This window comes from Sphingobacterium sp. GW821-FHT03E03 (genome assembly GCF_059420745.1).
Genome location: NZ_JBWKUH010000011.1, coordinates 1 through 19,423 on the forward strand (window position 1 = coordinate 1; position 19,423 = coordinate 19,423).

At 38.4% G+C, this 19,423-nt stretch carries 16 protein-coding genes; 5 read left to right on the forward strand and 11 right to left on the reverse strand.

Going from position 1 to position 19,423, the window contains the following annotated elements:
• Window positions 1–488 precede the first annotated feature (488 nt).
• From AC07UV_RS13645 to spt, 5 genes are read right to left on the reverse strand one after another with little or no spacing between them, the layout of a single operon-like run.
• Window positions 489–884, reverse strand: coding sequence for a GtrA family protein (locus AC07UV_RS13645; RefSeq protein ID WP_335994187.1), 396 nt, complete (start codon window positions 882–884; stop codon window positions 489–491).
• Between the two features lie 2 nt (window positions 885–886).
• Entirely contained in the window at window positions 887–1,579 is a 693-nt protein-coding gene (locus AC07UV_RS13650) for a CDP-alcohol phosphatidyltransferase family protein (protein ID WP_282252327.1), read from the reverse strand.
• Between the two features lie 9 nt (window positions 1,580–1,588).
• Complete coding sequence (locus AC07UV_RS13655; protein ID WP_495184158.1) at window positions 1,589–2,581, reverse strand: NAD-dependent epimerase/dehydratase family protein; 993 nt, start codon at window positions 2,579–2,581, stop codon at window positions 1,589–1,591.
• Window positions 2,578–3,699: a GNAT family N-acetyltransferase gene (locus AC07UV_RS13660; protein ID WP_282252324.1), complete on the reverse strand. Its 1,122-nt coding sequence runs from the start codon at window positions 3,697–3,699 to the stop codon at window positions 2,578–2,580. The genes AC07UV_RS13655 and AC07UV_RS13660 overlap by 4 nt, the downstream gene beginning before the upstream one ends.
• Before the next feature lie 11 nt (window positions 3,700–3,710).
• Window positions 3,711–4,910, reverse strand: coding sequence for a serine palmitoyltransferase (spt, locus tag AC07UV_RS13665; protein ID WP_108635089.1), 1,200 nt, complete (start codon window positions 4,908–4,910; stop codon window positions 3,711–3,713).
• Between the two features lie 409 nt (window positions 4,911–5,319).
• On the opposite strand from spt, the gene smpB reads away from it, so the two are divergent.
• On the forward strand, window positions 5,320–5,775 hold the full coding sequence (gene smpB, locus AC07UV_RS13670) for an SsrA-binding protein SmpB (RefSeq protein WP_223582125.1): 456 nt from the start codon (window positions 5,320–5,322) through the stop codon (window positions 5,773–5,775).
• Between the two features lie 5 nt (window positions 5,776–5,780).
• Here the strand turns inward: smpB and AC07UV_RS13675 are convergent, their stop codons facing one another.
• A complete protein-coding gene (locus AC07UV_RS13675) occupies window positions 5,781–6,683 on the reverse strand; it encodes an AraC family transcriptional regulator (RefSeq protein WP_495184159.1) in 903 nt (300 codons plus the stop codon).
• A gap of 199 nt (window positions 6,684–6,882) precedes the next feature.
• Between AC07UV_RS13675 and AC07UV_RS13680 the strand changes: the two genes are divergently transcribed.
• Together AC07UV_RS13680 and AC07UV_RS13685 are read left to right on the forward strand one after the other, a co-directional pair.
• Complete coding sequence (locus AC07UV_RS13680; protein ID WP_495184160.1) at window positions 6,883–8,385, forward strand: aldehyde dehydrogenase family protein; 1,503 nt, start codon at window positions 6,883–6,885, stop codon at window positions 8,383–8,385.
• A 63-nt stretch (window positions 8,386–8,448) separates the two neighbouring features.
• Window positions 8,449–8,823, forward strand: coding sequence for a DUF779 domain-containing protein (locus tag AC07UV_RS13685; RefSeq protein WP_495184161.1), 375 nt, complete (start codon window positions 8,449–8,451; stop codon window positions 8,821–8,823).
• 73 nt (window positions 8,824–8,896) lie between these two features.
• Here the strand turns inward: AC07UV_RS13685 and AC07UV_RS13690 are convergent, their stop codons facing one another.
• From AC07UV_RS13690 to AC07UV_RS13710, 5 genes are all read right to left on the reverse strand, one after another.
• The gene (locus AC07UV_RS13690; RefSeq protein ID WP_104383990.1) at window positions 8,897–9,298 is read right to left on the reverse strand and encodes an acyl-CoA thioesterase; all 402 of its coding nucleotides are present in this window, start codon (window positions 9,296–9,298) and stop codon (window positions 8,897–8,899) included.
• A gap of 68 nt (window positions 9,299–9,366) precedes the next feature.
• Complete coding sequence (locus AC07UV_RS13695; RefSeq protein ID WP_495184162.1) at window positions 9,367–11,190, reverse strand: MutS-related protein; 1,824 nt, start codon at window positions 11,188–11,190, stop codon at window positions 9,367–9,369.
• 193 nt (window positions 11,191–11,383) lie between these two features.
• Window positions 11,384–12,040: a protein-L-isoaspartate(D-aspartate) O-methyltransferase gene (locus AC07UV_RS13700; protein WP_120260051.1), complete on the reverse strand. Its 657-nt coding sequence runs from the start codon at window positions 12,038–12,040 to the stop codon at window positions 11,384–11,386.
• A 224-nt stretch (window positions 12,041–12,264) separates the two neighbouring features.
• Complete coding sequence (gene priA / locus AC07UV_RS13705; RefSeq protein WP_495184163.1) at window positions 12,265–14,748, reverse strand: replication restart helicase PriA; 2,484 nt, start codon at window positions 14,746–14,748, stop codon at window positions 12,265–12,267.
• A 151-nt stretch (window positions 14,749–14,899) separates the two neighbouring features.
• Complete coding sequence (locus tag AC07UV_RS13710; protein ID WP_120260053.1) at window positions 14,900–15,289, reverse strand: DUF423 domain-containing protein; 390 nt, start codon at window positions 15,287–15,289, stop codon at window positions 14,900–14,902.
• Window positions 15,290–15,558: 269 nt separating this feature from the next.
• Between AC07UV_RS13710 and AC07UV_RS13715 the strand changes: the two genes are divergently transcribed.
• Together AC07UV_RS13715 and AC07UV_RS13720 are read left to right on the forward strand one after the other, a co-directional pair.
• Window positions 15,559–18,198 carry a hypothetical protein gene (locus tag AC07UV_RS13715; RefSeq protein WP_495184164.1) on the forward strand — a complete coding sequence of 880 codons (2,640 nt, stop codon included), beginning with the start codon at window positions 15,559–15,561 and terminating at the stop codon, window positions 18,196–18,198.
• Between the two features lie 117 nt (window positions 18,199–18,315).
• A complete protein-coding gene (locus AC07UV_RS13720) occupies window positions 18,316–19,326 on the forward strand; it encodes a DHH family phosphoesterase (protein ID WP_282256160.1) in 1,011 nt (336 codons plus the stop codon).
• Window positions 19,327–19,423: the final 97 nt, after the last annotated feature.

Below are 19,423 nucleotides of genomic sequence, written 5' to 3' on the forward strand. Positions count from 1 at the left end.
GCAGGCATAAAAACCGTAACCGGAAACAAACCGCGGAGACTGCAGAAAGATAATGCAAAAGCGAAGCCATCAAGGTCAGCAGAAATTCATCGTTTAGTTAGGGTTTGTTTAGGTTTAGTTTAGGTATTAGTTAGGTATAGTTTAGGTAAAAGCTAAACTATACCTAATGGATTGCTAACTTAAATCTAGATTATTCCTAAACTAAAATATAATCAATAAAGAACAATTAGTATTATAACCAAATAGCCTTAGCTTTAATTAAAAGAATATAACTGTTAACGCTATGGTTATCGATGATAATCTAAAAGGCAAACGCCGGCAACCAAAATTAAAATAGCACTGAAACGATCTGCAAATAACCTGGAGTTATCAATACAGATTGCAATTTCACCAATTTAAAATTTAAAAAATGGATTAGGAGCAGTTGTACAGAAAAAACAGCATTAAGCTGAACGGCATCGTTCAATCGACAAGAAAAGAGAAACAAATTACTTCCCTTCGTCTTTAAAGACCCAGAAACGCTGAAGCGTATAATTAAAGCCTAAAGAAACAAGCAACTCAACAAGTAGCTTTGAAAACAAAAAGTTAAAATGGTATACGTCCACCAGAAAGTGTATACCCGTAGATTTAAGTAAAATACTTCCACAAACCACAATCACAAACTTCCATAATTGACTACCGACAGAATTTTGCGTGCTACCAAAAGACCAATACCGATTGATCAAGAAATTTACGACAGCACCTAGACTGCCACTGATTGCATTAGAAAAAGGAGCGCTAATATGTAGCAATTTATAACAGGCAGAATATACCCCAAAATCAAACAATCCGCCTAAAAAGGCGGAAAGTTGTGCTTTTAAAAAAGTAATCACCTTTGAAGACATATTTATCCCACCTCCTCTTGCTGTTTTTTTAATTTGTCTTCCTTATCCTTTGCATCGCCTAGTTTCAACAAAAGACGTGTATCATTTGCATTAATAATAAAAAGTAAGATGCAAATGACGAATACACACCAATTAATAGAACCAGGCATCAAAACCTCTAATAACATCACTAAAGCGATAATGACACGTATTTCTGTTGGGCCAAGTATCCCCGCATCTATCGTATATTTATCCGTAATTCTATACCTAAGTTGTGATATAATCATTGCCCATCCATATAACGACACTAAAGTAAAGCCCAGATACTTATAGTCACCAGTCGTATAAAGCACATACCCTAATCCAATAAAGACTGTACTAATCCAATCCATTACGATATCCAACGCAAATCCATACCAACGGCGAGATTTATTCCGATAAAAAGCTATACGCCCATCTAATGAATCACCAAACCATTGAACAAAAAAACCGGGTATACCCAAAAGTAAATATCGGATATCCACATATTCCGCAAGTATAAAGCTCCCTAAAACCATTAACGAGCCAAAAAAACCGATCGCTGTAAGGCCATCCGAAGTAATCCAATTAGGAACCCTAGGCACAAGGTAGGTAATCAACTTTTGTTCGGGTTCACTCAGGATATTTGTTCTTTTTCGATCTTGAAAAAGCTTTTTATTTATTTTAAACTCACTCATTATCTGTGATTATAACCATTTATTTTCTTTATACCAAGCCAGTGCCTCCATTAAGCCCGCTTTCAAATTGTATTTAGGTTGGTATTGTATTTGGCTTTGAGCCAATGAAATATCACAGCCCCAATTTTCTGCTGTAAGTTCATTCAATCGCTCTGGATATAGTACAGGTATTGTTTTTGAATTTTTATATACACGTTCAAAGATTACCGCTACAGCTTTTACGACCCCCAATGGAATATGCATTCGGATCATTTTCTTTTGTGTGAACTCTTTGAAAAATTTTGCCATTTCATATCTGTCATAGACCTGACCATCACTCAGATTGTATACTCTTTTCCCTCCTTGATCGAAACGGCAAGCGTTTAAAATCGCTTGAACTAGATCCGTCACATAAATAAAGCTTAGCTTTTGAGGAGATCTTCCGACATAGGCATCCATCCCACCGTTCATTGTCTTGAAAAGAATAAAAATATCTTTCTCTCTGGGCCCATATACTGCTGTAGGCCGTAAAATTGTCACTGGTTGACCCTCAAACTCACTCAATACGAGTTCAGCCTTCCTTTTGCTTCGACCATAAGCTGTCACTGGGCAGTAGGGATTGTGTTCATCAATTAAATTGGATGCATAAGGGACAGGTCCTATTGCTGCAAGACTACTTACAAATACAAATCTGCGGATTGGGTTTTCCAATGAAAAACAAGCCGACGCCAAGTTTTTGGTATAACCAACATTGACCTTTTCCAAATCTTCTTCGCGTTTGGCACGCGTCATTGCCGCCGCATGTACGACATAGGTATAGTTTTCCGATTCTAATAAAGCTTTGATGGAAGCTTCATCAGTGAAATCAGGATAAACAAATTTATCCACAACAGAACGAATTTCTGAAACATCACTCGACTTTCTAACGGCAGCATGAACTTCCATTCCTGCTTCCTTCGCCGCCCTTGTCAAATGATAACCCACAAAACCACTCGCTCCAGTGATTAATATTTTTTCTATCATAATGATTTTTGATACAAACGATAACGTTTGTACAATTCTCCATTCATTTGTTCAATGGCATGGTTCATCATATAATTATGCTCCAACATCCATGAACATTCGGCCCCTTTTATATTAGAATCTTTTGATTCTCTAATAATTCGGCCATACAAACAGGCTTCAATACCAAGCTTGCGATAATCTTCTAATACGCCCAACATCAACACCCGAAGCAAATTGATCTTTTTCTTCCCAAACAACAGTTTGAAAATACCTGTAGGAAGCAAACGACCTTTCTTCATCTTAATGAGGATTTGGTTAATATCCGGAATACCAAGACCAAAACCAACGAGCTCACCATCTTTTTCAGCTACAATAGCAAAACGTGGATCAAGGATCATTTTCAGATCTTTAGCTGTATAGTTAAATTCATCTTCCGTCATCGGAACGAATCCTGAATTCTTATCCCAAGCTCTATTATAGATATCACGAACCTTCGCAGCTTCGTTTTTAAAATCTTTTACATTAAATTGGCGGAGCGTAATCCCCGACCTTTTTAAGCGTTCTTCCAACTTTTCCAAAAGTTTAACAGAACGCTTGTCTGCAGTCTTTTCCATGACCAAATAAGCTCTAAGGTCTACTTTATGACTGTATCCACCATTGGTAATCAAATCGATGTAATAGGGTGAATTATAAGGCATCATGGCAACAGGAGGCTTATCAAAACCTTCAACCAATAAACCAACAGTATCATTGGTTGATAAATTGATAGGCCCTACAATAGTATCCCCCCCTTTTGCTTTCACCCATTTCTCAGCAGTTTCAAACAAAGCATTGGCCACCTCCTGATCATCGATGCAATCAAAAAATCCCCATTGCCCTTCATTGACATGATTAAAGGCATTGTGGTTGTTGTTCCAAATCGCACAGATTCGACCAACGATCTTATCATCACGATAAGCTAAAAAAGGTTGTGCTTGGGAATGTTTATAGAAAGGATGCTTATCAGGAGAAAGCAGGTCTTCTTGTTCGAGAAATAAGGCAGGTACATAATTAGGATTTCCCTCATAGAGGCTATGAGGGAAATCTATAAACAGCCGTCTTTGTTTCTTTGTTTCAACGGGTACAATCTGAATCATACGATTAGATTTTATATTAATGTTTCAACTTCAGCTTGTTTGAATACTTTAACCATCTTCTCAATTGCTTCATCGATTTGGTCATAAGTATGTGTCGCCATCAATGAAAAACGAATCAAAGACTCCTCCGCAGGAACTGCTGGAGAAACAACTGGATTAACAAATACACCATCATCTTGGAGCATTTTAGTCACCCAGAAAGTTTTTTCATTGCTACGAATAAATATTGGCAAAATTGGGCTTTCCGTAGCACCTAGATCAAAGCCATGATCTAATAATTGTGCTTTGGCATAATCCGTATTTTTCCACAATTTTTCGATATGTTCAGGTTCATTTTGAATGATCTCTAACGCCTTCAGTGTAGAAGCAACAGATGCTGGCGTCATTGACGCACTAAACATTACCGAACGTGCATTGTGTTTTAAGAAATCAATCACATCAGCATCACCCGCAACGAATCCACCTAAAGAAGCTAATGATTTACTAAACGTACCCATGATCAGATCTACATCGTCATTAAGCCCAAAATGTGAGGCTGTACCAGCCCCTTTGTGCCCAATAACACCTAAGCTATGCGCATCGTCAACCATAACAGCAGCATCAAACTCATTAGCTATCGTAGTAAGTTCCGGTAAGTTAACAATATCACCTTCCATACTAAAAATACCGTCCGTACAAATTAATTTTGCACTTTCCTCAGGTAATCTAGATAATTTAGCACGCAAATCATCCATATTATTGTGACCGTATTTGATCACTTTTGCAAATGACAAACGGCTACCATCAATAATTGATGCATGATCACGCTCATCCAGCAAAATATAATCATTACGTCCCATCAGACAAGACAATGGTCCAAGATTTGACTGGAAACCTGTACTAAACAGAATCGCGGCCTCTTTACCCACATAAGCAGATAGTTTTTCTTCCAGTTCTACGTGAATATCCAACGTACCGTTTAAGAAACGCGATCCAGCACATCCAGTACCATACTTTTCCAAAGCATCTTGCGCTGCTTTTATAATACGTATATCAGTCGTTAACCCTAAATAAGAGTTAGAACCGAACATCAATACACGTCTACCATCGATTTTTACCTCGGTATCTTGCTTTGATTGAATAGGTCTAAAATAGGCATATAAGCCTTTAGCTTTTAACTCCTCTACAATCTTAAATTGCGATATTTTTTCGCCTAACTTTCCTTTACTCATGCGATAAAAAGGTATTTCTAAAACTATTTCTAACTTTTAGATGTTATTGTAACAAACAAAATTCTCGAATTGGACTTTTATATAAAAAACTCTGTCTTCGAATAAAATCTGCTCTACTCACAATGTAAGTTAAAATTCTACGTTGTATATATTCACAATAATTCCAAAAAACGTTGCAAACATACGAAAACATAATCTGACTTTCACTTAAATTTAGTCATATTTTTAACACATCGCCCAAAACAGTTAATTTTATTTTAATACTCCGCTAACATCTCCCCACACAATTCTACTATAAAATAAGACAATTTTAATAATTATATTTGCGAACTATAAATTATCCTATAATTAGTTACATTTAGGTTCATTGCACTAGCAATGGTATAGACTTACTAATATACAACAATATATGGCTTTATCTTCAGATATCAATATAAAAAATAAAAAAGCTTCTTTTGAGTATCATCTGCTGGACAAATACGTCGCTGGAATTCGACTACTAGGCACAGAAATAAAATCAATACGTGAGGGAAAAGCAAATATCAACGATAGTTTCTGCAGTTTCTTTAATGACGGTCTTTACATTCGTAACATGCATATTGCCGAATATTCCATGGGCTCATTTTATAACCATGAAGCAAAACGCGACCGTCAGCTTTTGCTGACAAAAAGAGAATTGAAAAAATTAAAAGAAAAAGGCGAGGAACGTGGTTTTACAATTGTTCCTTTGCGCATATTTATCAGCTCACGCGGCTTTGCAAAAGTTGAAATTGCTTTAGCACAAGGTAAAAAAGATTTTGATAAACGGGAAAATATAAAGGAAAGAGATGTCAAACGTGAACTCGATCGCGTCATGAAATTCTAACTCTATCATTGCGCCAAGACAAATGCTCCTGGCGTAATGCCTACCCTATTTTTAAACAGGCGAACGAAATAGTTGACATCGTTGAAGCCTGCCCCAAAACAGGATTCCTTTACATTTCGGGTCAAGAGCAAAAGCTGCTTTGCTTTACCAATACGTTGCTGAATCACATATTCCATTGGGCTCAACCCTAGCTCCCGTTTGAACATCCGGGTCAAACTCGCCTTGCTCATGTGAGCAGCTTTCTCCAGCAAATCTATGGATATCTTCTCAGTAATATTCCTACGGATAAACTCCTGTAAATGAACAAGTACTTTGTTGGGCGATTTCCCCACCTTCAATGCCATAAGAGACTGCGACTGCAGCAATCGAATCGTGAGCTCCTTAAATGTCAGATCTGCCAAAACATCCTTAAGCGGATTATCGCTTATTATAATCTGAAATAATTTATTAACCAGTTCGGCCAGCTCGTTGGAATTGTAAAGATGAAAAAGCTCAGGATCAATATGCCAGCGGTCCAACTGTTCCTTTGGATAAAATTCATTTAAATAATCCAATACAGCTTCTATTTTTTCCTTCCGGATGGTGAGGGCCGAACATTGCGTAGGTCGCTCCAGTGTAGCTTCCGGAAAGTCAATATGCATATCAACCATCGCTGGCAATACGATCATCTGCCCGGGTAGATAATCAAAAGCTTTCATATGTTCAAGGTGCATAATTTTCTTCCCCTGAATCATATTGATCATCACCAGGTCATCAAACCGCAGGGGTACATATTCCGACACACGGTATGTCTCATATATATTCAGTTCTAGGCTATCCAATGTAAACGCGCGTCGGTTTTCCACCAGCGTACTGAGTTCCCTTCCCTGAGAAAATGGTAATGTATGAATCAGTGTCCTATCACTCATATCGCATCAACTAAATATAATTGGAAATCAATCAAATATAACAAAAAAATCCAAGCATTTGTTTTGGGCTATCCCAGAATAATATCCTAAACTATACTGCAACAATGATGCTACCCTTTGCCTCAATAATGCTACGGTATTGCATAATTGCTGGCTAACTTTGATAAGAAGGGATTAAAAATAAGTAATAATAAATCATATGAGCGCAATTAAAAGACCATCGTTCAAAGAACGATACGACAATTACATCGGCGGCAAATTTGTAGCCCCAATCCAAGGAAAATATTTTGACAATATCTCGCCCGTAGATGGTAAAGTATATACCCAGGTAGCACATTCAACGAAAGAAGATCTCGATCTTGCGGTAGATACCGCGTCCAAAGCCTTTGAGACCTGGGGGAAAACATCAGCAACCGAACGCAGCATTATTCTCAATAAAATTGCAGACCGCATCGAGGCTAATCTGGAATATATTGCCGCAGTAGAAACCATAGATAACGGAAAAGCAGTACGTGAAACGCTAAATGCAGATATCCCGCTTGCTATTGATCATTTTAGATACTTTGCCGGAGTAATCCGCGCCGAAGAAGGATCGATAACTGAATTAGACAACAATACCGTTTCCTTAATTGTACACGAACCAATCGGCGTTATTGCACAGATCATTCCGTGGAATTTCCCAATTTTAATGGCGGTCTGGAAACTTGCTCCAGCACTTGCTGCCGGAAATACCGTTGTTTTAAAACCAGCAGAAAGCACACCGGCATCAATCCTTGTCTTGATGGAAATTATTGGCGATCTGATACCGGCGGGTGTGATAAATATTGTGAATGGGTTTGGCTCAGAACTAGGCCGGGCCTTGGTAACGAATCCTAAAGTAGCGAAGGCAGCCTTTACAGGATCAACCGCAACAGGGCGATTAGTCATGCAATATGCTACAGAAAATATTATACCGGTAACACTGGAATTGGGTGGAAAATCCCCCAACATATTCTTCAGTTCTGTCATGGATGCTGACGATGCATTCTTGGACAAAGCAATCGAAGGTGCCGTTTTATTTGCCCTCAATCAAGGCGAAATATGCACTTGTCCTTCACGGTTATTAGTGCAGGAGGATATCTATGATAAGTTTATTACCAGAGTCATCGATCGGGTCAATCAGATCAAAGTTGGTGACCCGTTGGATCCGACAACAATGATGGGGGCCCAAGCTTCCAAAATTCAAAAAGACAAAATTATGTCTTATATCACACTAGGCAAACAAGAAGGAGCCGAAGTGCTGACTGGGGGAGACGAAAATAATGTCGGCGCAGGTTTTGAAGAAGGTTACTACATCAAACCAACGCTATTCAAAGGAAATAATAAGATGCGGATCTTTCAAGAAGAGATTTTCGGCCCAGTCTTGGCTGTAACAACTTTCAAAGATGAACAAGAAGCTATTACTATTGCCAATGACACTATGTATGGTCTCGGCGCCGGTGTATGGACCAGAGATGCACATCAACTTTATCAAGTTCCACGCGCCATCCAGGCAGGCCGTGTTTGGGTTAATCAATATCACTCTTATCCAGCTGGCGCTCCATTCGGAGGATATAAACAATCCGGAATTGGTAGAGAAAATCACAAGATGATGCTTGCCCATTATCGTCAGGCAAAAAATATGTTAATTTCATACAGCAAGGAAAAGCTAGGGTTCTTTTAATACGCTGTAAATTAAAAACACAATGAAGAATGCTTTATTCTTCATTTATCAATCCTTTCAGCAATGGTCAACAGAATAGATAGTACAGACAAAGCCAAGGAGCTCATTCATACCCTTGAAGCAAAACACGGTGCATTGATGTTTTACCAGGCAGGAGGCTGCTGTGAAGGGACTCAGCCCCAATGTTTTGAAAAAGGGGGTTATTTTCCCCGCATGAATGACGCCATGATCGGATTGGTTGAAGGATACGAGTTTTGGGTAGACCGGGATCTGTTTGAGTATTGGAAACATGCCCATTTCACACTTGATGTACTGGAGGGCTTTGGTCCCGGTGGCTTTTCGTTGGAAACACCACTTGGAAAAACCTTTAAGGTACATTACCGGCTCTTTACAGACGAAGAATTGAAAGAACTTAGCCTAATCAAACGTAGTGAATAAACACAAAAACGGGTGGAATAATCCACCCGTTTTTCTAAATTTTTGTCATCTCTCCCCAGTCAAATTAGGTTGATTATTCAATATCCAAACCTTCTAAAACAGGAATTGGCTGTTTGTTTTCGTCCAAAGCAACAAAAGTAAACACCCCTTCGATCGCAAGTTCCCGTCCCTCTTTATACATATGCTCCAGGAATATTTCTACTTTCACCTTTAAGCTCGTACGCCCGACATTTTGGACACGCGCAATTGCCTCTATAATACTCCCGGAAGGAATTGCTTTATTAAAATCAATACGATCTGTCGATACTGTCACTAAAGTTTTGCGGCAGAATCTCGTTGCGGCCATAAAAGACACCTCGTCCATGATAGACATCGCCTTACCGCCGAATAAGGTATCGTGATGATTTGTCAAAAACGGGAATACTGTTGTACATACATGCGTTTCTGATAAATCAATACGTTCTTGTAAAGTCATTTATTGTTATTTTTAATGGATTCAAGAGAGCACAAATGTAAGGCTATCCAAAAACAGTTGAGTCATTTTTATCCAATATTTTCCTCGATATCAACCCCTATCCCCTTTAATAACAAAGAAGCGTTGAAGATCTTACACTCCCCTGTCTTCAGTTTATAGTCAAACAGCATCTGCCCTTCATCAACCTGGATATCGAAGTGATAATTTTTGATATCTTTTGGAAATTCCTGTTCCAAACTAGACAGTTGCAGATCGTGCGTTGCCACCATACCTTTACCATCCAAGCGAACCAACTGCTTAATAATCGCACGTGAGCCCAAATATTTGTCAACCGAGTTTGTTCCACGTAACATTTCATCAATCAGAAAAAAACTATCCGTATGTGAAGCTACAGTATCCAGTATAAATTTCATCCGATTGAGTTCGGCCTTGAAAGTGGAAGTACTTTCGTTCAGATTGTCTCTAATACGCATATAGGATATAAGTTTATAGATCGGTAGTTGAAATGATGAGGCGGCAACACTCGCTCCAGCATAAGCTAAAATTGCATTGACACCAATGGTACGTAAGAATGTGCTTTTGCCAGCCATATTGGATCCTGTTACCAATGCAACCCGATGATCGTTGCTGGTATAATCGTTGGCAACCACTAACTCATTCGGAATAAGCGGATGATAAATACCTTGTGCCTCAATTTTATCCTCCTCTGGATTGACCAAGATGACCGGATAGACATAAGTCGGATGATTTCTTTTCCAAATTGCGAGACTATTCACAGCTTCAACTTTTGCCAACGTATCAAATGAATTCAGGATTTCTTGTTCATACTTATTTTTCCAATCGATAATCGCCAATACCTGTCTAAAATCCCATAACAAAAAGAGATTCAGAAATAACCCAACAAACACATTATTTCGTGCATCCAGATTATTGATAAGAACTGCTAGTTTTTTAAATGCTTTTGAAATAGGTTCAGCATGCCCTCCCTGCTTTAATTCATTAGCCATTTCTTGTAAGGAAACGGATTTCCATACATGGTTTTCTATCGCTTGTATCGCATCGGCATAAGAACCCAGTATTCCACCAATTTTGTCTATCCTTGATGAAAATAAACCAACACTACCCGCTTTGGCGAAAGCCCAGAGAATATGAAACAAACCTAATAACGTTGCGACTGCCGCAAATTTGGAAATAAAAAAGCTTCCAACAAGCGCTAGCACAAATAAAATTGGACCAACTTTGACATACATACGCATGAAAGTATTTCCAAAACTAAAATTTCGGTCTTGAAAATAATTGGACAAAAAAGTCTTAATATCGAGTTTATGATTCAGATTTGCCAGCAGTTTCGCCTGAAAATCCCATATCCATTCCGATTCACTCTCCAATTCCTTTGACGCTTCCTGATTCCGTTGGATTTGCTCTTTATCCAGAGGTGCATTTAGCCAAGATGCCAGCAAATCAATCCCCTGTTTTGTTGTTGACCGATTCAATTGGGCAAATAAAGAATATGCGCCGAACACGTCCATATCTGAGCTATAAGGATGATTACCATCCTCAAAGTTCTCTCCATGGGCATACATATTTGCTTTTCCATCAATGATGTTTTGCTCATTGGACAAAACCGTCAGATAGGCTTCAAAATAGTTTTTCTGAAGTTCCAACTGACTTTGTCTGCGTACCAAATACGCAAATAGAAACAATAAGGCAAAGAAACAAAAGAAAACCAATGGAAGACTTTCCAACTGAAAAGTATAAAATAGCAAGGCTCCCCCACCAAGAATTACAAAGAGCCGGGTTAAACTCAGGGTATTCACCTGCTTATTTAATTTTAAGACCGTGGAGGCAATTTCTTGATGCTTTTGGTCGTATAATGTCGTTATTGGATTCATTCTTAAATAATTTTTTATTCCATCAGTTGGACGAAATGCATCCTATCCAAAATCATATCTGTAACAAACTACAACTTTTAAACTGAGAGCATTCACAGGAGTAAATAGAAAACAATATATTTTCATTTACTTTTTTTGTCAAAAAAGCGAATAATGGCTCGAAGCATCCTTAATTTTTTCGAGACAATGTAAATTACCAGGCCTGGTCACCCACCAAGGGTACAAAACGAAAAGTGTCTAATTCAATGCGGTCAAAATCATTTTCGCCTACACGAATTATTGTCATCATTTTCTGAGACTTCTCATCCCCCACAGGAATCACAAAAATCCCACCTATTTTTAACTGCTTCAACATGATTTCAGGCACGAATGGCGCCCCAGCAGTTACAATAATCTTATCGTAAGGGGCGTGTTTTTCAATACCTTTGGAGCCATCTCCCAAAAAGAAATTAGCCTTATATCCCATATAGGGTAATACCTGAATTGTTCGTTGATAAAGGTTCTCTTGGCGTTCTATCGTATATACATCGGCCCCAAGTTCGAGCAAAATACAAGTTTGATACCCTGATCCTGTTCCAATTTCCAGTACTTTATCTCCTTTTTTCACGTGGAGCAATTCGGATTGATAAGCGACAGTGTATGGTTGGGAGATCGTTTGTCCGTCACCGATTGGAAAAGCAATGTCTCGATAAGCCTGATTCCAAAAGGTTTCATCAAAAAAGAAATGACGTGGTACCTTCCCAATGGCTTCCAATACTTTTTGGTCTTCAATACCTCTTCCTTTTAGATGCTCAACCAATTTCTTGCGTGCACCTCTCTCCCGATAATTATCAATAAACTTATACGCCATGATGTTTCAAATTTACCTTTAAAAAGGGATATTTAGCCGAACTATTCACAAATCACTTAATATCAAAGCAATATACAATACTAAACGTAGACCACACAACAAATCACAATCAAATAAAAAAATCATATCTGTAACATTATCAAAAAGTTACAGAAATTTCATTACAAAAAGTTCAGATCAGTTAGCACATGATCCGACGCTACGAGAACATAAAAAACATGTCGTTAATAAGGGTCAACATCGACCTGAACACGAACGCCGCTATTGGTCTTATCAATCTCAAAATCCAATAAAACCGAACGAATCAACTCCTTTACCCTAGCGATACTAATATTTGTGCGTTCAATCTTCAACGTAATCGTCTGAATAAAATTATTTCGGACACGGGAGACCAGCGGTGGTTCGGGTCCCAATACCCTAGCTCCGAGCTGTGGTCGTAAAGCAGCTGCAAAACGATTCGCGGCATCATAGCATTTTTGAAAATCCGTATGCTTAATATCAATGCGAATAAGTCGGTAAAAAGGTGGGTAAAGGTAATTCTTACGCTCAGTAATTTCCGTCATAAACATCCCTTCATAATCATTGTTAACGACTTGCTCTAAGACTCTATGATTTGTCGTATAACTTTGAATAATCACTCGTCCACCTGCTTCCCGACGACCGGCTCGGCCTGCAACTTGGGAAAAGAGCGAGAAGGAACGCTCATAGGCACGAAAATCAGGAAAATTAATAATGGTATCCGCATTCACAACACCGATTAAACTAACACGTCCAAAATCCAGTCCTTTGGCCACCATTTGTGTCCCAATCAGCACATCAAACTCATGCTCATCGAAAGCCGTAATAATCTTATCAAAGCCATATTTTCCTTTTGTCGAATCCAGATCCAATCGGCCTATCCGGATCTCGGGCATCAGCAATTCAAGTTCTTCTTCCACCCGCTCTGTTCCAAAGCCCTTACTTTCAATATGTGGCATTCCACAAGCTGGACAGACCCGAAGCGGTGGCTCAACATGCCCACAGTAATGACAATGCATCATATTGGAACTTTTATGATAGGTCAAACTGACATCGCAATTCACGCATTTGGCAACAAAACCACAGGTATTACACTGGATCATGGTGGTGTGTCCGCGTCTATTCTGAAACAGAATAACCTGTTCCTTATTCTTAACAGCTTCTTCAATAGCTTTTAACAGTGTTCCGGAGAAATAGGAGAACATATTTTCCTTTCGTCCTTCTTCAGGAATATTGACTAGCTCAATACTCGGCAACTGCGCATTGCCATAACGCTCCAATAACTGCACAAAGCCATACTTCTTTGCTTTAGCATTATAATAACTTTCCAACGATGGTGTTGCGGATCCCAAAAGCACCTTAGTCTGATGTAAAAAGCCGAGATAAATGGCTGTATCCCGCGCATGGTAGCGCGGTGCAGGATCAAATTGTTTGTATGAGCTTTCATGTTCCTCATCGACAATAATAATTCCCAAATCCTGAAACGGAAGAAATACAGAAGAACGGGCACCAATAACAACTTGAAACTCATTTTTCATCACCTTATGCCATACCTCTGCACGTTCATTATCATTGAATTTCGAATGATAAACACCAAGCTTATCACCAAAGTGCAATTTTAATCGCGCAGTAATCTGTGCTGTCAATGCGATCTCAGGCAGAAGATACAAAGCTGATTTTCCTTCAGCTATTGCCTGTTCGATAAGTCGTATATAGAGCTGAGTTTTCCCTGAAGCAGTTACCCCATGCAAAAGTGTTACCTCTTTTTCCTCAAAAGACTGTTGGATCTCATTATAGGCACGCTGTTGATTTTCATTGAATTGAAAATTAGCATCTAGTTCTATATCCTCTCCCTGAAATCTCGATACGACCTTCTCCTTCACTTCAAATACACCTTTGTCGATCAATGCCGTGATAGCACCATTACCGCAACCTGAAGCTTCTGCCAACATCGGACGTGTAATCTCTTCAGTCTTTTTAACAAGTTGCATAAATGCCAAAACTGCATCTTGCTGTTTGGGAGCACGATTGAGACTATCCAATAATTCTCGTTTGGCATCCTCATTTCTAAAGTCAGGGGCAAAACGTAAGAATACTTTTGTTTTGGGTTTATATCTTTCTGTTATTTCCTCGGAGATAAGTACGACCCCTTTGTCAAACAATTGCTTCAATATCGGAAATACGGTTTTCTGGCCCAATAACTTCACGATATCATTGACTTTAAGTTCTCCCGCCACCTCCAGGGCCTCAATAATCAGGTATTCTTTATCCGAGAGTGTCGAACGATCAAATTCTTCTGTTATAGAAGAGATCACTTTGGTTTCACTTGCCAGTTTTAAAGCTGCTGGAAGTGCGGCCTGCATGACTTCACCCAAACTGCACATATAGTAATCTGCCAACCAATCCCACAACTTAAACTGGGCAAGGTTGACGATAGGTTTATCATCAATGATATCTAAAATATACTTTGCTTCGTATTTCAGTGGAGCTTCTTTGCTGATCGATTTCACGACCGCCGAATAAATCTTGTTTCGTCCAAATTGCACAATGACCCGAACCCCAATCTGTACCCGATCATTCCAGTCAGCCGGAATACGATAAGTATATGTTCGTGCTAGAGCTAACGGTAGAACCACATCAATAAACAAGGTATCTCTTTCACTAAAAATCGAAGACTGCGGATTGGACATAATTTCTTATTATGGGATAAAAATACAAAAAAAAGCGACAGAAAGAATACGTGAGTGACCTCTCTCAAAATAAAAGCCCTCCTAGATTTTTAATCGTTGGAAGGCTCTTTATCTAAAAAGCTAGCAAGCTTTATTCTATTAAACAGTAGGATTACGATTTATTTTTTAGTGCCGCTACAAATAAGGCTATCCAACCGATAATCAATGACAAGCCACCTAAAGGTGTTATGGGACCTAAGATAGCCGGATTTCCGAAACCAGTTATTTCCCTGATGCTAAGGATATATAAGGATCCTGAAAAAAACAAAATACCAACAATAAAAGCAATAAAGGACACCTTGATTGAGTAGGTTTTCGCACGCGAAAAAGTCGATAAAAATAACAATGCAAAGGTATGATAGAAATGATACTGATTTGCAGTTTTCCAAGTTTCGATATGATATGCACTTACCTTTCCTTCTAGACCGTGAGCGCCAAATGCACCTAATATTACAGCTAATGCTCCCAATAGCGAAGCGGCTAAAATGATTCTCTTATTCATTATTATAAAGTGAATGCTGAAAACGTGTTTCTCCGATAAATGTATTAAAAACCGAACAAAATAAGGAATATTTTGTTAAATTTATATTACAAAGCCCCATTATTGAGATGATTTTCTAGCGCTTCCCGCATATTTTTGTTAGGTTTGTTTTACTGATGAAACCATCATAAGTTTATTCAGGTTGATAGCTTCATTACTATAAAAAACAAATTGACTGAAACGTGTTCATCTATACCATTGAAGATGAGCACTCATAAATATATATTCTGATGAAAAAAACAATAATCATCACTATTCTATTGTTCATCGCTGTCATTGCGGCAACGATTTATCTTTTCGGAGATTTCAACAAAAATAATAAACAGGATTCCAAGGCCTTACAATACCTCCCTGAAAATACGCTGGCCATAACATCCTTTGCCAATAACGAGACCGTAGACACGATATTTAAGGATTACGAATTATTTAAAGCCATTATAGGACAGGGAAATTTTAGTAATCTCGAGCGATTAAAAACAGAGTTATTGCAAAGTGAACAATTGACACCTTTCGTCTCTGGGCAACAGATATTACTGTCTTTTCATCAAGAAAAAGATCAGATAACACCTCTTTATAGTGTACAAGTTGGGCAGAGCCTTGACAATAACGCGCTGGCAACCCTTATCGGGCAGATCGGAGACAATTATAAAGTTCAACCCTTTGATACACTGGGCCAACGATTCTTTGGACTCAATAAAGGAATAAAAGACAGTACGCTCTATTGCGCTTATTCCCATGAAATTATTTTTGCCAGCTATTCAAAACAGGTACTTGCGAAAATTTTCGATAAGAATGTAAAAAAAATAAACACAAAGCAAATTGAATTCTTCGTCAATCACAACAATAAGAATACACCGCTCAGTTTATATTTTTTCAATGAACAGTTAGCGCAGGTTGCCCGAATATTGATGAAATCCAAATTTGGCAATTACCTTAATTTAATTGATTCTCTCAAGGGACAAACTTCCTGGAATATGAATTTCAAACAGGATGCGCTTATCTTCAAGGGCGTAACTGATCTAACAGGAAGTAAAAACAGCTATTTACAATTGTTTGCCAATCAAACCGCTCAAGTGCAGGCATTAGGAAACTACTTACCAAAAAATGCAGCATCATATATTGATTTCAGTATTTCCGATCCACATAGCTTCCGTTCGGGGCTCAAAGAACTATTGATTCAGCAAAAAGAGTACGATCGCGTAAGCAAAAGCATTAAAAATCTTGAGGACGATACAAAGGTATCATTCGATAGTGTCATCGCCCCTCTTTTTAATGATGAATTTGCGTTGGCTGAATTAGACAATCAAGATGTACTTGGCCTGATCAGCATATCCGATTCGAGCTTATTTGCAAATAACTTCAAAAAATTCAGTTCATCTGTCGGTGACTCGATCTATCAATTTAAATATTCCCAGCTATTATATGCCTCCTTCGGAGAGCCGTTCAAAAGCTTTACAAGGCCATACTTTACCATCGTTGATGGTATAATGGTTGTCGCAAATCGAACAGGCATCCTGAGAGATTATCGTGAATCTTTCCGTGAAAAGCAATTTCTATCGGGAACAGCAATTTTCAAAAATCACGCCACTTTACAAAATAGCCGTAGCAATGTAACCTTCTATTTAGAACCCAAAGCTGGCAAAAGCAATATCTTAGATAATTTAAAATCTGATTATGCCAAGAATTTCAAAGATGAAGAGCAGTTTGGTTTTCAAAATTTCTACTCATGGTCCTATCAATTAAGTGGTAATCAAGGGACATTCTCGTCCAACTTATACGCTCTTTACAAAAGTGATACACGACTTGGAGGAAAACCTGAATGGACTGTTCAGCTCGAAAGCCGCATCATCAACAAACCATGGGTTTTGGATCAGGATGGCAAAAACAAATTTATAATGATCCAGGAGCAGGATCATACTGTCCATGCATTTTCACCAGACGGAAAAGAACTTTGGCAAAATTTGTTTCAAGGCGAGATTTTGGGTGAACCAATTCAATTGCAAGATCTCAGCATCATTATTGTCACCAAAAGCAGACTATATCGGATCAGGCCTGACGGAAAGAATATGAATGGTTTTTCTGTCGAATTACCTTATACGGCTAGCTATGGGGCCACAGTATCTAACTTCAATAAAGAACAACGTATCTATATTCCTGCAACAGATCGGATCTTAGCCTATGCGTTAGATGGCAAAAGAGTAGAGGGATTTGAAAATAATACGGTAGACAGCCGTATACTTTTTGATCTAAAAATAACCACACTGGGGCAAACCAATTACATTATAGCGGGTACAAGCACAGCTTCTGTTTATTTTTTCAATGAAAATGGTAAGATCATTCGCAAACAAAGCTTAGATACAGACGGCGAAAGCGTTCGGAATCCGATTGGTTTAGTAGCAGCCTCAGATGAAAAAAATTCGTTTGTCTATGTTGCCGATAATAAAGGCAGTATTTTCAAAGTTCCTTTTGAAGGTGAAGCAAAAAAAATTAAATTAGGCAGCTGGGGCAAAGATGCGTTCTTTAATTTTGAAGATATCAGTGGCGGTGCAGACAGAGACTTTATCATTTTGGCCAACAATAAATTGAATGCTTATAGCAGCAGAGACTCATCATCCTATTTCGAATATAAATTTATCGAAGATGCAAGCAACAGACCTTTATTCTTTAAGCGGATTGGAAAATCCGACGTCTTGGGAGTCGGTACAGACAATCGGATGATTTATCTTTTCGGCTCAGATGGTTTAGTACAGGATGGATTCCCTATCGAAGGATTTTCAAAATTCTATTATGGACCAATTAACTATGGCGACAATGCTAATTATTTGATTTGTATGAAAAAGGATTTTAAGGTTTACACCTACAAATTCTAAATAACTGAAAATCATTTTTTTAACTCCAAAACAAAACACAATAAGACGCGAAAGATGTTTATAAAAAATTTGTCTAATCTAAATTTTTTATAGTAGGTTTGCAGACTTAATATGACTATGCTAAAATCGGAAGAATTAAAAGAATTATTGGCTGAACCAAAGCACATTGTAATCACCACGCATTACAAACCTGACGGCGATGCATTGGGTTCATCGTTGGGATTGTATTTTTGGTTAACCGCAAAAGGACACCATGTCAATCTAATCGTACCATCAGATTTTCCTGCTTTTTTGGACTGGTTACCCGGTTTAGAAAATATACAGATTTATACGCAAAATATCAACCTACATAATCAACAGATTGAAGCTGCAGATTTATTATTCTGTTTGGACTTCAATGGGCTGGCTCGCATTCATGAGATGGGTGATCCTATTCGCCAAGCAAAAGGGATCAAATGCATGATCGATCATCATTTGGATCCAGAAGGGTTTGAAGATTATGCATTTTGGGATCCATCTGCTGCTGCGACTGCACAATTGATCTACCGCTTTTTGGTGAATGAGATGCAAGATGCGGACAACATTAGCGCTGATATGGCTACTTGTTTATATACTGGGATTATGACTGATACAGGATCTTTTCGTTTTCGTTCTACCACTTCAGAAATTCACCGTATCATCGCAACTCTCATTGATTGTGGCGCACAAAATTGGGCGATCCACGAAGAAATATACAATAGCTCTTCGGAAACTCGTCTCAAGTTCCTTGGGTTTTGCCTTCTCAACCGTCTTGAAGTTATTCATGAGTATAATACGGCAGTCATTCATGTCACCAAAGAAGACCTCAATCAATTTCAGGTCATCACTGGAGATACAGAAGGTTTGGTCAATTACGCACTTTCCATTAAAGGAATTAGATTAGCTGCGTTAATTATTGACAGAAATGAACAAATTAAACTATCTTTGCGATCGATTGGAGAAGTTCCTTGTAATGAAATCTGTAAATTGTATTTCAACGGGGGAGGTCATCTTAATGCATCAGGCGGAAATTCGAAAGATAGCCTAGCTGTTGTGATCGCCAAATTCAAATCGATTTTACCAAATTATAAAGAAATATTAACAAAATAAGATATCGTAACATACATTAGAAAATGAAGAAAGCAATTCTATTTTTCGCGGCTGCCGGTCTTTTGATGACGTCATGCCAAAAATTCAAAAAGGCTGA

Excerpts from the sequence above, each read along its gene's own strand:
- AC07UV_RS13645 (WP_335994187.1), bottom strand. The coding sequence starts at position 884 with ATGTCTTCAAAGGTGATTACTTTTTTAAAAGCACAACTTTCCGCCTTT.
- AC07UV_RS13650 (WP_282252327.1), bottom strand. The coding sequence starts at position 1,579 with ATGAGTGAGTTTAAAATAAATAAAAAGCTTTTTCAAGATCGAAAAAGA.
- AC07UV_RS13655 (WP_495184158.1), bottom strand. The coding sequence starts at position 2,581 with ATGATAGAAAAAATATTAATCACTGGAGCGAGTGGTTTTGTGGGTTAT.
- AC07UV_RS13660 (WP_282252324.1), bottom strand. The coding sequence starts at position 3,699 with ATGATTCAGATTGTACCCGTTGAAACAAAGAAACAAAGACGGCTGTTT.
- spt (WP_108635089.1), bottom strand. The coding sequence starts at position 4,910 with ATGAGTAAAGGAAAGTTAGGCGAAAAAATATCGCAATTTAAGATTGTA.
- smpB (WP_223582125.1), top strand. The coding sequence starts at position 5,320 with ATGGCTTTATCTTCAGATATCAATATAAAAAATAAAAAAGCTTCTTTT.
- AC07UV_RS13675 (WP_495184159.1), bottom strand. The coding sequence starts at position 6,683 with ATGAGTGATAGGACACTGATTCATACATTACCATTTTCTCAGGGAAGG.
- AC07UV_RS13680 (WP_495184160.1), top strand. The coding sequence starts at position 6,883 with ATGAGCGCAATTAAAAGACCATCGTTCAAAGAACGATACGACAATTAC.
- AC07UV_RS13685 (WP_495184161.1), top strand. The coding sequence starts at position 8,449 with ATGGTCAACAGAATAGATAGTACAGACAAAGCCAAGGAGCTCATTCAT.
- AC07UV_RS13690 (WP_104383990.1), bottom strand. The coding sequence starts at position 9,298 with ATGACTTTACAAGAACGTATTGATTTATCAGAAACGCATGTATGTACA.
- AC07UV_RS13695 (WP_495184162.1), bottom strand. The coding sequence starts at position 11,190 with ATGAATCCAATAACGACATTATACGACCAAAAGCATCAAGAAATTGCC.
- AC07UV_RS13700 (WP_120260051.1), bottom strand. The coding sequence starts at position 12,040 with ATGGCGTATAAGTTTATTGATAATTATCGGGAGAGAGGTGCACGCAAG.
- priA (WP_495184163.1), bottom strand. The coding sequence starts at position 14,748 with ATGTCCAATCCGCAGTCTTCGATTTTTAGTGAAAGAGATACCTTGTTT.
- AC07UV_RS13710 (WP_120260053.1), bottom strand. The coding sequence starts at position 15,289 with ATGAATAAGAGAATCATTTTAGCCGCTTCGCTATTGGGAGCATTAGCT.
- AC07UV_RS13715 (WP_495184164.1), top strand. The coding sequence starts at position 15,559 with ATGAAAAAAACAATAATCATCACTATTCTATTGTTCATCGCTGTCATT.
- AC07UV_RS13720 (WP_282256160.1), top strand. The coding sequence starts at position 18,316 with ATGCTAAAATCGGAAGAATTAAAAGAATTATTGGCTGAACCAAAGCAC.